Here is a 778-nt window from a genome sequence, read left to right on the forward strand (position 1 = left end):
AGACGGGATCGGTCACCGCCTCGCTCAAGCGCTTCGGCATCAACGACTATCTGAGGCACTCGACGGTGCTGTCGGCGCGCCACGCCGACGCCGATGATCTTGCCGATCTCGATCTGCAGCCGGGCGCCATCGTGCTGGTCACTGTCGCGGTGAACGTCACGCTCGACGGTCGGCCGATCCAGTTCGCGGAATCGCGCTTTCCGGCGGAGCGGGTGGAACTGAGGTTGTCGGCCGGCGATTAGCCTCCGACGTCGTCATCCAGGGCGATAACCTCAGAGGTCGCCATCCGCGGGCGGAGCGACGCGAAGCGGAGCGCAGACCCGAGGATCCATTCCGTTACCTTGATCGTAAAGTGCGGCGGAGCAGAGTTCTGGATCGTTGCAACGCGTCGACGTCACGGAATGGATCCTCGGGTCTGCGCTGCGTCGCTACGCTCCTTGCTCCGCCCGTGGATGACGAAGGGATGGGATCACTCACCTCGATAACAGCCTTGATCAGCCCCGACTTCTCATGCGTCCATCCGGCGCGGTCGCGCTTACCTATCAGCGGCTTGGCGTTTGAGGACCGCCTTCCCCCACTCCGTCTCGGCTTCGCCGAGCCACCTCTCCCCCCTCCGGAGGGAGAGGAAAGGAGCCCGCTGGCGACGGGAGAAGGAGGGAGTCTGGTTGAGGAGCGTTGGCTGCAATAGGCTCGCACCCTTCCTCTCCCCCGTCGATCGGGGGAGAGGTGGCTCGGCGAAGCCGAGACGGAGTGGGGGTCGACCTGCGCGGCGTCGTTG

Annotated in this window: 1 protein-coding gene; it reads left to right on the forward strand. The window is 65.3% G+C overall.

Annotated features, from left to right (window positions below; genetic code table 11):
* Nucleotides 1-242, forward strand: a 242-nt coding sequence (locus EOA38_RS37960) for a UTRA domain-containing protein (RefSeq protein ID WP_127301620.1), incomplete at its 5' end; no start/stop codon positions are given.
* Nucleotides 243-778 lie beyond the last annotated feature (536 nt).

It is taken from the genome of Mesorhizobium sp. M1E.F.Ca.ET.041.01.1.1 (assembly GCF_003997355.1).
Classification (GTDB): Bacteria; Pseudomonadota; Alphaproteobacteria; order Rhizobiales; family Rhizobiaceae; genus Mesorhizobium.